Below are 13,643 nucleotides of genomic sequence, written 5' to 3' on the forward strand. Positions count from 1 at the left end.
TGACGCCCGCTTCCCGGACGTAATTTTACGATGTACTGAAAAAACTTACCTACCATAGAATAACACAAACAGCCTCCGGTTGCAAAATTCTCCTGTGAATTCTTTATGAAATATACTTGCCAAACGGCAATTTTCGTATGAAGTGTATGCAAACAAAGGAAAGGATCAATATGCCTGCTGTCAGTCCGGGCACGGCAGTCCATGCGCTGATCTGCCCCGGATCCACATATTTTTTATAAGTATCCAGAAATAGTATATGGATCAGATAGATTCCAAAAGAGCTTGCGCACCAGGTATCAACCGCCCTTTTTGTCCTCTCCTTCAGCCTGATATTTCCGCCGCCAAGCAGGATCATAAAAGCAAAAAAAGCGCCTCCCGCCGTGATCACCAGCGGGCATCCATATTCCAGAAACCGCTCAAAGTGCTCCCCTTGAGCGGACGACTTCCAGGCGGTCAGCGCCAGATTCAATGCCGTACTTCCCAGAAATACCCCGAGGAGCAGCGGTTCCCTGCCCTTTAGTTTTTCCCGGTATTTATGGATAAGATATCCAAGAAAAAAATAAAACGCATACACCCTGTCCCCGATGATCGGCAGATCATAATACGGCTCCTCATGCAGAAGTGAAGAAAAGTACATAAATACTGCCGCGAGGCTGCCCATCAGCAAAAACGCTTTATCCATCCTGGCATTCATCCCCCTGCACATGATCTGGAAAAAGGGCAGCACCAGGTAAATGGGAATCATCGCATACAGGTACCACAGATGCGGCTCCGTGGGAATATAAAGCAGATCCCGCAGATCATAAGGCGTCTCCATATAATATATATTAAAGAAATAATAAACAATGCTCCAAAATACCAGTACGATAAAAAAACGCAGCAGACGTTTCCCGTTCTTGCGCAGACTTTCCGACCGTCCCAGCAGCAGGGCTCCGCTGAGCATGAAAAAGCAGGGCACACTGACCCTGGACACAGTATCCAGCAGCAGGGAAAACAGATATTCTCCCCTGCCTATTTCCGTGTATGCCCTGCAAAAATAATTGGTAACGTGTATGATAATAACCATCACAAATGAGACGGTTCTGATCAGTTCCATGTTGTAGTTCTTGTTCTTCATATTTTACTTCCTGTATCTTTCTTCCTGCCGCCGTTCTCCCCGTTTCCGGCGCTGTTTCCGTCTTTTCGTGCTCCTTTTTTCTGTACGCCGCCCTTTTTCATCAGGCTCGCCTTTACCACCGCATCTTTTCCGTATTTCGCCCGTATCTCCTCCATCGCCTGATTCAGCTTTCGGTGCTTTTCATCCGGAGGCTTCGGCATCTCAATATCAAAGATGGAAAGCTGCACCGGTTCGGACGCAACGACAAGCTTTGCCGTTCGAATTCCGAGAAGACGGATCGGTTCTCCATCCCACGTCTCGTCAAACAGCCTGCAGGCAGCCTCATACAGTACTTCGTCTTCATGGGAAGGCTTGTCCAGCTGCTTCTGATGGGAAATACGCTGAAAGTCATGGTATTTGATCTCCATACTGACCATATTGGCCTTCTGGCCGGCTTTTCTAAGGCGCCTCCCCACACTTTGCGCCAGTTCGTGCAGAACTGCCTTCGCTTCCTCCGCTGTCTCGGCATTCTCCGGCAGCGTTGTGGAATTACCGATCCCCTTTGCCTCTGCCTGCTCCGACTGTACACGGGAATCATCAATTCCATTGGCAAACTCCCACAGCATCCGCCCGTGGCTTTTCATATGGAGGCTGATCAATTCCGGATCTGCCTGCGCCAGGTCCCCAATGGTGTATATCTCCAGCTTTTTCAGTGTCTCCACGCTGGAACGCCCCGCCATATAAAGTTCCCCGATGGGCAGCGGCCACATTTTTATCCGGATTTCTTCGGGAAACAGGGTGTGCACCTTGTCCGGCTTCTCAAAATCGGATGCCATCTTCGCAAGCAGTTTATTTGAGGAAATCCCAATGTTGACGGTAAACCCGAACTTTTCTTTTATCCCGTCCTTGATCACCAGTGCCGCATCTATAGGAGACGGATATTTCCATGCAATCCCCGTAAAATCCACATAGCACTCATCCACACTGACCTGCTCGATCTCGGTTGTAAATGCCTTCAGGTACTCCATCAGCCGTGCACTTTTTTCCCTGTACATCTTATGATCAGGCGGCGCCATCACCAGATTCGGACACTTACGAAAGGCATTCGCAACAGGTTCCCCCGTGCGAATGCCGTATTTTTTTGCAGGAATGGACTTGGCCAGCACCACACCCCGGCGCGCCTTCTGGTCACCGCCTATAATGGCCGGCACAAGCCTCATGTCCTGCTTTGCACCATGTTTCAGTTGTTCTACCGCCGTCCAGCTCAGATATGCGGAATTGACATCGATATGGAAAATGATGGGTGTCATGAAACCAGCTGTCCTTTCACACGTGCTTCTAATTTTCCGCCGGCAACATCGATTAAGATAGCATCTCCTCTTCCTACATTTCCCGCCAGTATCAATTTTGCCGCCAGTGTCTCTACATTCTTCTGCAGATATCTCTTCAGCGGCCTTGCACCGTACATCGGGTCATATCCGCCCTCAACGATGTAATTTCTGGCCTCATCTGTCACTTCGATCGAAAGTTCTTTATCGGCAAGCCTCTTGTTGACATCTGCTGTTAATAAGTCAATGATGGCATAAATATTGTCTTTCGTCAATGGCTTAAACATAATGATTTCATCCAAACGGTTCAAAAATTCCGGTCTGAACCGTGCGCGCAGTTCGTTCATTACCATCTCCTGGCTCGCCGCGTCTATGGTTCCGTCTTCCCCGATTCCCTCCAGCAGATAATTGGCTCCCAGGTTGGAGGTCATGATCAGAATCGTATTCTTAAAGTCCACGGTCCGCCCCTGGGAATCCGTGATACGCCCATCGTCCAGCACCTGCAGAAGCACATTGAACACATCCGGGTGGGCTTTCTCAATCTCATCAAATAAGACAACGGAATATGGTTTCCTTCTGACAGCTTCCGTCAGCTGGCCGCCCTCGTCATATCCTACATATCCCGGAGGCGCCCCGATCAGCCTGGATACGGAAAACTTCTCCATATACTCGCTCATATCGATACGCACCATGTTGTTCTCATCATCAAACAGGCTCTCCGCCAGCGCCTTGGCAAGCTCCGTCTTGCCAACTCCGGTAGGCCCAAGGAACAGGAAGGAGCCAATCGGTTTTGACGGATCCTTAATACCCGCTTTGGAGCGGATAATTGCCTCTGTCACCAGTTCCACGCCCTCATCCTGTCCGATGACGCGCCTATGCAGCTCATCGCCCAGATGGAGCGTCTTGCTTCTCTCGCTCTCATTCAGCTTGGCTACCGGGATTCCCGTCCATCTGGAAATGATCTTAGCGATCTCTTCGTCAGTGACGGCCTCGTGTACCAACGACAGCTCTTTCTCCCTGACCTTATCTTCCTCCTCTTCCAGCTGTTTCTGCAGCTGCGGCAGCCGCCCGTACTGCAGTTCCGCTGCCCGGTTCAGGTCATACTCCCGCTGCGCCTTCTGGATATCCTTGTTCACCTGCTCGATCTCTTCTCGGATCTTCTGGACTCTTTCTACGGAGGCCTTCTCATTATCCCACTGCGCCTTCTTGCCCGCATACTCCTCGTTCAAACCGGCCAGCTCTTCCTGCAGATGTTCCAGACGTTCTTTGCTCAGACGGTCCTCCTCTTTCTTCAACGCCTCTTCCTCGATCTCCAGCTGCATGATCCGGCGGCGCAGTTCGTCCAGCTCTGTGGGCATGGAATCGAGCTCCGTCTTGATCAGCGCGCATGCTTCATCCACCAGGTCAATCGCCTTGTCGGGCAGGAACCTGTCGGAGATATAGCGGTTAGACAGCATCGCAGCCGCTACTAGGGCGCTGTCTGTAATCTTTACGCCGTGGAAGACTTCATACCGTTCCTTTAAGCCCCTCAAAATGGAGATTGCATCCTCCACCGTTGGCTCTTCTACCATAACCGGCTGGAAACGGCGTTCCAGCGCAGCATCTTTTTCAATGTACTGGCGGTATTCATCCAGAGTGGTGGCACCGATACAGTGCAGTTCCCCTCGTGCCAGCATTGGCTTCAGCATGTTGCCTGCATCCATTGCGCCGTCGGTTTTGCCTGCGCCTACAATTGTGTGCAGCTCATCGATAAAGAGAATAATCTGTCCGTCGCTGTTCTTCACTTCCTCCAGAACCGCTTTCAGACGCTCTTCGAACTCTCCTCTGTATTTTGCCCCTGCAACCAGGGCGCCCATGTCCAGAGAGAAGATGGTCTTATTCTTCAGTCCTTCCGGTACGTCACCCCTGACGATACGCTGCGCCAGCCCCTCTACTACAGCCGTCTTACCAACGCCGGGCTCGCCGATGAGAACCGGATTATTCTTTGTCTTACGTGAAAGTATCCGGACTACATTACGGATCTCCTCGTCGCGGCCGATGACCGGATCCAGCTTCTGGTCCCTGGCACGCTCTACCAGATCCTGGCCATACTTATTCAACGTATCGTAGGTCGCCTCCGGATTGTCGCTGGTCACCTTCTGGTTCCCCCGCACGGTGGACAGCGCCTGTAAAAAGTTGTTCCGGTTGATGCCGAACTCCTTGTACAGTGTTTTCAGTTCCCTGCTGGCATACTTTAACAGAGCCAGGAAGAGATGCTCCACGGACACGTACTCGTCGCCCATCTGCTTCGCCTCATCCTCGGCATGGATCAGGACGTTATTCAGATCCTGCCCTACAAAAACCTGGCCGCCCTGTACCTTCGGACGTTTAGCCAAGGCTTCCTCCACACGATTTATAAAGAGGGCGCCCTGTATATTCATTTTTTCAAGTAATTTTAATATCAAACTGTCATTCTGCGTTACCAGCGCATAAAGCAGGTGCTCCTGCGCAATCTCCTGATTGCCGTAATCGTACGCAATTTTTTCGCAGTTCTGGACTGCCTGAAGAGAATTCTGGGTAAATTTATTTATATTCATAGAAAGACCTCCTTTGTCGGTTTAGAGCTTGTTGTTCTACTACAAATATAACAATACCATTTATTATTAGCACTGTCAAGTAGTGAGTGCTAATTTCCCATATATTTTTTGTGAAGCCTTATAAACACTGGCTTCACAGCGCATCTGCAATTTCAAAAAGCACTCATTTTATCATTTTTACACCAAATTTACACCAAATCTTTTTGTTTTGGTGTACGGGAAATTTCTGTACACCCATGTTGCACCATTTACACCACAGCCCTAGCAGTATCCAGTTTTGCAATTTCCGTTTCTACACGACTCATTTCGGTAATATGATTGTAAACGTCCATCGTCACTCCGATATTAGAGTGCCCCATTTGTGATTGGTGCCATAGAGAAATCGGTGTTAAAGCCGAGATTCGACAGTGCGCCTGTAGCTGCCATAAGCTGCTGCTTGTACATTTGTCCGGAAGACGTTGCCTTTGTCATATACCATGGATTCTCAGACATCGGGCCATCCAGGTTTTGCAATGCCTTTTCAAATGCAGAAATAGAGTACAGCAAGGAAGCGTACTGTTCCTTGTTGATTTCCATCAGCCAAAGCCTCTGCAATAATATTCGTAATTGTCTGGCTCTTACCGGTTCCAGGAGGACCTTGCATAATAAAACTAACACCCATTTTGGAAAGAAGAATTGCAGTATGCGGAACCGGGATTGTACTCTGAATTTTGCTTACATCGGAAGCAGCGGCAGCAGGTGTGGCTGCTCTCTGCTGTTCCAGTTGCTGCTGTATACTTCTTCATATTTTCGATTTATTTCTTCCGTAATCTGTTTTTCAACGAGTACATGTCTGTTTTAATGCTTACTCGAGAACTTTCCAATAACCGGTCTTTTTAGAACCAACTCTTTCCACATATCCATTTTTTTTCAAAAATGATAAATTATTTTCTACTGCTGTTTCACTAATCCCCAGTATTTGATGCAATTCTCTGGCAGTAATGTTCGGATTATCTCTTATTTCTGTTATGATTCTTTCTCTTCTTGTATTTAATTCTTTTTTATTTCCAACTCTTTTCCCAACCTTATTCCCAACTTTTTTTATTCGCTGTAGTGGGATTGTAACAACAATCGAGTTTTCTCTAAAGGTAAATGCTTCCTTCCCATATGTTTCAATAATCTTAGGCACACCACGACCTGATTTTTCACTAATATGAAGCTGAAGAAAAATTTCTGATAGCTTTTCATTTACAGGGATTGATTCTCCCAGGAAAAAGCCTTCCAAAGTCTGCGCCGGTGCCAGTGTTCCTCTTGATAGGATTTCTATTCTATCTGAAAATACAGTAATCATTGGCTCGTTTCCACTTATCCATAGGTTATGCAAAATAGCATTTATGATTGCTTCTCTAAAGGCTTTATTATCGAACAATGGTATTTCCGTACGTTCCACTACACGCTCGCTCTCATCTGTCTGAATCAAATTTAATACATCCGCATATCTTAAAATCTCATCCAAACTATAAAGCAGACAGTTATTGCCAAATTCCCTTACAGAAAATAAATTGGAGCCTTTTGTCTCTCCTTCAAAAATTGACACCCTTAATGGAAAATGTGAATTATCCGAAAGCAACTGTGCCAACAGGTTATATTCTCCATCTTTATTTCTTAATCCAAGATTTTTTTCAAAGGTTTTCTCATTTAGTACAATTCCTTTTGAACCATAATATCCAAATAATTTTGAAAATGTCAGTTCCTGATATTTCGCCGGTAATGTTTCAATGGTCTCCATTCTTCCGTCCAGAATTTTGAACAGCTGGATTTCCCTTTTCGGATAATCTTTCAAATTTGCTTTAGAAGAACCAATACGAATATATCGCTTTTCTTTAAAAGCTATCGGAATTTCTTCTGCAGCAGGAATCACTAAAACAACAACTCTCTTATCATTTATAGTTATTTCCTCAAACGAAAAATTGATGCTCGGAGACAGATTTCTTGCCAAAAAATTTTGATATGGTTCTTTGTTATGGTCGCAATACTGATTAAATGTTGTACCAACAATTTCATGAGTTTCATCATTAACGCCCCATACAAAATATGCCTGAGCCTTATAATGAAATGCTGCTGTATTTGACAGGGCTGATACATATTCGCCCAAGCCTTCCGGTTGAAACCAATTTTCTTTAAATTCAAACCATTCCTGTTCATCGTCATACGCACATAAGTCTAAAACTAATTTCTTGAGATTCATAAATCATCATCCTTTTCCCAACTTTTATTCCCAACTTTTTGTATTATAACACATTGGGAATAAAGTTTGGAATATTTTGTGCATTTTTCGAAAAAATATTCTAAAAACCTATCAAATTATCAAAACCAAATAGGATTCTATTCTCACTGCCCCTGCCAGTGCAATGGCAATAGTTGCCCAGCCCGTGTAAGTTACAAGTAAATCCCAGATTTCCAATGGAAATAGCGGCAATGTCTTTGATCGCTCCTGTCCCGGTTCTACGCACTGCTGTTACTTGTATTTTTACTGTCATTTTCTTTCTATCATGCCATTTGATGATAATTTCTGGCAGTCTTAAAAGCTGTCGGCCAAATCCAACGCTGCGTCTTCAGCTTCTTCAATCTCCTGCTGCTTCTGCATCTCCCGGACCTGATTGGTTTGAAGGTTATTGTTTTCTTTTTCATAATCCTACTTTCCAGTATTTTCTGAATCCGCTCCTCTTGGAACGTGCTGCAAAAGCTGGAACACATGCCCTGCAATCATAAGCGGCACTGCATTTTCCAGTCGCTTTTCAAATTTGGAAAACAGGCTGTCCAGAAAGGCATCTTCCTTTTCCCTTGTTTCTAAATAGGGATCCTCCTGCAGCTTCTCCTTCCGGTCAACATACAGCTACCCCCGTTCCCTTGCAGCTCTGTCTACCTCAATCAAATGCTCTCCCAGCTTATCCTGCAAGAGCAAACTCTGGTATCTCGCCCTGCAGTGTTCTTTCAGATAGCTTCTCCGAAGAAATGAGATATTACACATAATGATCTGTTTTATATATGCCTATATTTTCTTTTCAATTTATCAAAGAAGTCGTTGTATTCCCTGCCTTTTCCCGTCTTAATATCTTCTATGCTTTCAAGGATTTTCTTCCGGATACTTCATCCCCCATTCATACCGCACGGCAGTCATCATTTCCAAAACATCCTTTGTATAATCTAAGTGCATGACATTTTCTTCACCGGAAACAGCCGCCTCCATGTCCTCCACCTCATATACAAGAGCATGTTCCTTCTCGCCTGTCCTGACCACTTCCGCCGCTCCGTCTTCCGTATAAGTAATGACCGCTTCCACTCCCCGGGGATACTCATATATTTCAATATACCCTTTGTCAAATGCCGCCATTCCCCGCTTGGGCTGTCTGGCATGCATAGATAAAATAACAGCAGCCATCTCTTCTTCCTTGTTTTTCAGCAATATGCTGGCCTGTTCGTCCACGCCGGCAGGCGCGAATTTCACCTGTGATACAATCTCTTCTGGTCTGGATGACATAAACCACCTGACAAAAGAAAGTGCATAGACTCCAATATCCAGCATTGCTCCGCCTGCAAGGTCAGGATTGAAGAAGCGGTTTTTCATATCATATTCCTTATAACATCCAAAATTCATTTGGATCAGCCTCAAACTTCCCAGCCGGCCGGATGCAATGATCTCATTGAGCCGCCTATACACCGGCATGTGGTATATTGTCATCGCCTCAGCCAGGACAACATGATTATCCTCAGCCAGTTTCACCGCCTCTTCCAGCTCCTTTGAGTTCAGGGTAATTGATTTCTCACAGAGTACGTGTTTTCCTGCACGGAGCGCCTTTTGCATATATTGGCTGTGTGTGTTATGAGGGGTGGCAATATAGATAATATCTACACGATCATCCTCAAATATCTCATCGATCCGGCCATATACCTTCTCTACGCCATATTTCTCTGCAAATTCCACTGCTTTTTCCTGTGTACGGTTTGCGGCCCCGTAAAATGCCCTGCCCAGGCTCTTCATCGCCTCGGCCATCTGGCCTGCGATATCGCCGCATCCCAGTACCGCCCAATTATATCTTTTCATCCGCAAATCCCCTTTCTCATTTCCGTACGCTATCTGTTTTCACGGATGGTCCTGCATGGCGCACCATACGCAATCACATTGTCCGGTATATCTTTTGTTACGACACTGCCCGCTCCGATTACTACATTATCCCCAATAACCACCCCAGGCATAATGATTGCCCCGACGCCTATCCACACGTTATCTCCTACTACAACCGGAGCCGGCTGTACCTGCTTACACTATCTCGATTTAAATAATCCCAGTAATTTTTCCCAGAATCCTTCTTTCTCTGCCTCTTCCTTCTGTGTCGCTGCCGCTTTTGGCTTTTGTATCCCGTCCGCTGCAAATACAAACTGTACGGATTTTACATTCTTATTTTCAGGCGAGGTAAAAGAAACCGGTGTGAAATCGGAATTCCGGTAGGTCTCCAGCATCTCATCTATACTTTTTTTCACCTCATCCGGCATTCCCGATGTCTGATCCCTGAGAACCTTTAATCCTCCGTTCAGCTGAGACATCCCGTCCGCCAGTGCAGCCGCGCCGCTGTCCAGTGCATCTGCGCCCCCCAGAAGTTTTGACGCGCCCTCTTCCGTTTGCTTCATGCCTCCTGCCAGGTCTGCACTCCCTTCTGCTACGCCCCGGATCCCATCGTCGATCTGCCCATAGCCCCCGGCGAGATCCTCTACACCGCCCAGATAGTCTTCAAGCCCCTGGTGGAATTGGGCATACTGGTCTGACAGCCCGGCTATTCCTCCTGCCAGGTCTTTCAGGCTGTCGGGATCCGCATCCTTAAGCTGTCCAAGCCCTGCCGCCATATCCCGCATACTCTGTATCACCTGGGCCGTGCTCTCCTGCAAAGGCTCAACGCTCTGCCTGACCCCGGCATACGTCTGCGATAATCCGGCGGCTGCAGCATAGTTTCCTGCAAGCTTTCCGATGACAGCCTGCGTCTCCGGTGAAATGTTCTCCGATTGCTGCAGTTCCCCCAGTGCCGCGTACAGTTCTGCATCCGGTATCTCCGTAACAGGATAAGCATTCACCACCTGGTCTATTGCTGCGAACATCCCCGCATATCCCGCCTGTATGGCCTCAAGACCGTCGGCCAGCGCCGTCAGCCCGTCCGGCAGTGCCTGGAGTTGTGCCAGATCCAGGCTGTTAAGCTCTGAGGTTCCGCTTTTTAGCAGCTGAAGGGCCTGATTCACCTGCGCAGAGCCGCCTAACAGTTCCTCTGAACCTGCTGCCGCCTGTTCCAGGCCGCTTCTGAATTCCCCTGAGCCAGACTGCAGAAGTCCCGCGCCGCTGCTAAGTCCGTCGGCCCCGTCTTTTAACTGCCGGATGCCGTCGCCGAACTGTGCTGCGCCGGCCTTCAGCCCGGCCGTTCCTGATTGAAAGGCATCCACTCCGCTCATCAGCTGATCCGCCCCGCCGTTCAATTCCTTTATCCCTTCCGCCAGTTCTCCCAGCCCCTCCGTCAGTTTATCAATCTCTTTCAGATCCAGCATGTCCGCCCCGGCTGAAAACGGTACTGCCGCTATGGAGATTCCTTTCATATAAAAGTCGGCGGCGTCGGCATTCACCTCCATCTTTCCGGCCTTCTCCGGCATCACGGTAAATGTCACCTGCTTATCCGTTCCCGCATTTGCAATCGTTGCATTCTCTGCGGTAATGTGATCGCAGACGGAAGTATCGAGTGTTACGGTAACCTGTAACATATATTTTTCATAAAACAATGCCTCTGTCTTCGGATTTTCAGAGGTGAGGATGGTAATATCCACCCGTCCATCCGCTCCCCCCATCTTAGAAGGCGGAGTCACTTTTCCATCCAGCCTGTACGTAACCCGGACATTCCAGGGCAGCTCTTTACTGACCAGATTGCCCTGATAATAGAATCTGCCGCTGTCTGCATCCGCACTCACCCTGCTTCCTTTATATTCCAGTTCACTCGTATCCGTCAGATTTTCTACCAGAGAGTACTCGCCATAATCAGCCACCGGCCCAGCCTCCTGGAGATCAAAGGCATTCACAACATAGATGTCATCTACTTTTCCGTCTGCCGCCAAGGATGCATACACGACTTCCTCCTTTGTCACATTCTGTTCTCCGGCGGCCTTCACTTCCTTTGGCCCTGAACACAGCACAAGTGTCAGCACAGCAAATACAGCTGCATATCTCCTGCCGTATGACAGAGATTTCCGTATATTCACAGAAGCTCCCGGCATACAGGCCGTGGCGTTGGTTCCACAGTAAACTGCGAATTTGTGTATCTGTTCCTTACATCTTCTCATCGCTTTACCTCCCTGTAAAATGCGGCATGATATGTTGTCGCTTCGATTGCCCTGTCAAATAAGAGCAGAAGCATCGGCAGTATCGCCGCAACCATCGCCAGTGAAAGAAACGTGCCTCTCCCGAGCAGCAGCCCTAACTCCGCAACAATCGGATTGGAGGACGTCAGCTTCAGACAGAAGCCGGCCGATGCAAGAATCAGCGCCGAGGTCATGATCGCGATCAGGTTCCGGTTCAGCACCTCTATGATGGCTTCCATTTTCCCCATCGTCTTTCGCCTGCCCAAATAATTATTGGTAATAAAAATAGCATAATCTATCGTTGCTCCCAGCTGCACCGTATTGATGACGAGAAACCCGATATACACCAGCGAATTTCCCGCAAAATATGGTACGGACAGGTTGATCCATATCGCCGCTTCTATGATAAAAAGAAGGAGAAGGGGAAGGAGCAGGGACTTAAATGTCAGGAACAGTACCAGTGCTATTGCGGCTACTGCCAGCCCGTTAACCAGCTTTGTATCACTGGACACGATCTGTTTCATATCAAAAAGGTTTGCACTCTGTCCGCAGGAATACGCCTCATCATAGTATGCCGCCGTGGTATCCCGCACTTTTTCCACCAGTGAAAATGCCTCTTCCCCTTCCTCACTTGTATCCGCGTTTACAATGATCCGGGCGAAATGCTCCGAATAAAAATTCTCTACAATCTCACGATCCAGATACCCGGACGGAATTGTATTTCCCACGCTGGTAACATAGGAAACCACACTGTTTACATGTTCCAGTTCCTCAAGCTGATTACACAGCAGAAGCTCCCTGGCTGGATCTTCTTTGGGAACCAGCAGTACAATGGAAGCAGACCTTCCGAACACCTCATTGATCTTCCGGCTGTCCTGCCCCAGCTTCATGGCTGCATTCGCCTCTCCCATTCCATAGATAAAGCTGGACTTAGACTGCGCCTTATAGCAGGGAATGACGAGCAGCAATACCAGGATCAGTGCCGGCACACGGATCTTCAGCAACAGAGTTCCTGCTCCTTTCAGCTCCGGAAGCAGTTTCCTGTGCTTCGTCCTGTCGATCAGCCTGCAGCATAACAGCGTCAGCGCGGGCAGAAATACCATGACCGACAGATAGCTGAGTACAATCCCCTTAACCAGGTTCAGCCCCAGGTCTGATCCGATCCGAAACCGCATGAACATCAAGGCCATAAAACCAAACAGGGTTGTCGCCGCACTGGCTGCAACGGAAGGAAAGGCCAGTTTCACGGCCCTCATCATCGCAAGCTTTGCATCCTCTGTATGCTTTCTCTGTTCCTCAAAATTATGCAGCAGAAAGATCGCATAATCCAGAGAGACGGCCATCTGCAGGATTGGGCTGATTGCCTGTGTAATATAGGATACCTCCCCCAGAAATACATTGCTGCCCATATTGACCAGCACCGAAATCCCGATGGCCGCAAGAAACAATACCGGTTCAATCCAGGAGGAAGAAGTAAGCAGAAGAATCACAATAATAATAGGAATCAGAATTAGCATGGCATTCATGGATTCCTTCACCGAAATCTCCTGAGAAAATGCATTCGAAGCCGCATCTCCATCCAGCGCATTTTCTTCTCCGATCAGTTCGCGGACGGCAAGGGTGGCATCCATCTCTTTTCCCTTATGAATGGTCATGTTAAAAAGCGCATTCCCATCTTTATAGTAGGCCTCCACCGTTTCCGGATCCGCCATCTCCAGCGGTTCTTTCAAGTTCACCACATCATCCAGCCACATGACAGAATCCACCCCGTCAATCGCTTCAAGCGCTGCCTTGTACTCCAGCGCCTGCACTACAGTGATATTTTCCACCATGACTCTCTCATTGGGCACTGCCTCGTGAAACTCATCCTGCATAAGAGTAAGCGCCATCGTTGACTGCGCATCCTCCGGCAGATAGTCGATCAATGTGTAGTTCACCTTCACCTGCGTCATAAGAACAGCACACAAACAAGCCAGTACAAGAAATATTCCCACCACCAGCTTCCGATGCCCTGTAATCATGCGGGCCATTCTTTCCATGCAGCCACCTCCCGCCAATCATCCCGTGCCTTACATCAGAACGATCTACCAAAATCTCAGGGTTCCAAATCCGTATTATATCGGAACAGCTTTAACTCCACGCTCCTGTCCGACAATATCTAATTTCATTCTACCTTCTTTGAATACCGCCGTCAATTGTTTATAGAATGGCTTTAAATGGGCAGATGCCCCGAGACCATTACTTTGTTGGCTCCGATGCCGTGCAGCGGGGTGC

9 protein-coding genes and 1 pseudogene are annotated in these 13,643 nt (G+C 47.9%); all 10 read right to left on the reverse strand.

The window, feature by feature from the left end:
* Positions 1 to 103: 103 nt before the first annotated feature.
* The gene (locus GKG43_RS02985) at positions 104 to 1,117 is read right to left on the reverse strand and encodes an acyltransferase family protein (protein WP_055150697.1); all 1,014 of its coding nucleotides are present in this window, start codon (positions 1,115 to 1,117) and stop codon (positions 104 to 106) included.
* A complete protein-coding gene (locus tag GKG43_RS02990; RefSeq protein WP_242857506.1) occupies positions 1,114 to 2,406 on the reverse strand; it encodes a DNA polymerase IV in 1,293 nt (430 codons plus the stop codon). Before GKG43_RS02990 ends, GKG43_RS02985 begins: the two co-directional genes overlap by 4 nt.
* Complete coding sequence (clpB, locus tag GKG43_RS02995) at positions 2,403 to 5,000, reverse strand: ATP-dependent chaperone ClpB (RefSeq protein ID WP_055150700.1); 2,598 nt, start codon at positions 4,998 to 5,000, stop codon at positions 2,403 to 2,405. Before clpB ends, GKG43_RS02990 begins: the two co-directional genes overlap by 4 nt.
* A 345-nt stretch (positions 5,001 to 5,345) precedes the next feature.
* Positions 5,346 to 5,576 (reverse strand): hypothetical protein, encoded by a 231-nt coding sequence (locus GKG43_RS03000; RefSeq protein ID WP_055150703.1) that lies wholly within the window; start codon positions 5,574 to 5,576, stop codon positions 5,346 to 5,348.
* Between the two features lie 268 nt (positions 5,577 to 5,844).
* Positions 5,845 to 7,227: an RNA-binding domain-containing protein gene (locus tag GKG43_RS03005; RefSeq protein WP_055150709.1), complete on the reverse strand. Its 1,383-nt coding sequence runs from the start codon at positions 7,225 to 7,227 to the stop codon at positions 5,845 to 5,847.
* A gap of 648 nt (positions 7,228 to 7,875) precedes the next feature.
* Positions 7,876 to 8,010: a TnpV protein gene (locus GKG43_RS03010; RefSeq protein WP_083486998.1), complete on the reverse strand. Its 135-nt coding sequence runs from the start codon at positions 8,008 to 8,010 to the stop codon at positions 7,876 to 7,878.
* 96 nt (positions 8,011 to 8,106) lie between these two features.
* Positions 8,107 to 9,084: a Gfo/Idh/MocA family oxidoreductase gene (locus GKG43_RS03015; protein WP_055150712.1), complete on the reverse strand. Its 978-nt coding sequence runs from the start codon at positions 9,082 to 9,084 to the stop codon at positions 8,107 to 8,109.
* Positions 9,085 to 9,113: 29 nt separating this feature from the next.
* Positions 9,114 to 9,287: pseudogene (locus tag GKG43_RS03020) on the reverse strand (DapH/DapD/GlmU-related protein); the annotation flags it as partial.
* A gap of 18 nt (positions 9,288 to 9,305) precedes the next feature.
* Positions 9,306 to 11,351, reverse strand: a complete 2,046-nt coding sequence (locus GKG43_RS03025) for a hypothetical protein (RefSeq protein ID WP_055150715.1) — start codon at positions 11,349 to 11,351, stop codon at positions 9,306 to 9,308.
* The gene (locus GKG43_RS03030; protein ID WP_202976919.1) at positions 11,348 to 13,408 is read right to left on the reverse strand and encodes an MMPL family transporter; all 2,061 of its coding nucleotides are present in this window, start codon (positions 13,406 to 13,408) and stop codon (positions 11,348 to 11,350) included. Before GKG43_RS03030 ends, GKG43_RS03025 begins: the two co-directional genes overlap by 4 nt.
* Positions 13,409 to 13,643: the final 235 nt, after the last annotated feature.

This window comes from Eubacterium sp. BIOML-A2, from assembly GCF_009680135.1.
In the GTDB taxonomy this organism is placed as follows: domain Bacteria; phylum Bacillota; class Clostridia; order Lachnospirales; family Lachnospiraceae; genus Faecalicatena; species Faecalicatena contortus_B.